The sequence below is a fragment of the Streptomyces durbertensis genome, from assembly GCF_014156695.1.
GTDB classification, from domain to species: domain Bacteria; phylum Actinomycetota; class Actinomycetes; order Streptomycetales; family Streptomycetaceae; genus Streptomyces; species Streptomyces durbertensis.
Map to the genome: position 1 here is coordinate 1 of NZ_WMLF01000954.1, position 423 is coordinate 423.

The window sequence follows — 423 nt, forward strand, 5'->3', positions numbered from 1 at the left end:
GTCGATGGCCCTGCTGTGGGTGCTCGAGCGCCTGTCGCCCGAAGAGCGCGCGGCGTTTCTGATGCGCCAGGTATTCGATCAGGATTACTCGGAGATCGCCGCCCTGCTGGGCAAGACCGAAGCCGCGTGCCGGCAGATGGTGCACCGCGCATCAGACCGGGTGCAGCAGGAGCGCCCGCGCTTCGATGTCGCGCCCGATGCGCATCGGGACTTGCTCGAGCGCTTTGCGCAAGCCTCACGCACGGGCCAACGCGATGCCATCCGCGCGCTGCTGGCAGATGACGCGCAACTCGTGGGCGACGGCGGCGGCAAGGTGCTGTCGTTCACGCGCATCATTCAAGACGCCGGTCAGATCACCAAGATCTACTGCGAGCTGGTGCGCGCCATGGGCGACGTCCGCTACGTACACGCCCGCGTGAACGG

The 423-nt window shown here is 67.1% G+C and carries 1 protein-coding gene; it reads left to right on the forward strand.

The window, feature by feature from the left end; translation table 11 throughout:
• Positions 1-423: sigma factor-like helix-turn-helix DNA-binding protein (locus GL263_RS29320; protein ID WP_500294582.1), on the forward strand; the 423-nt coding region annotated here is incomplete at both ends.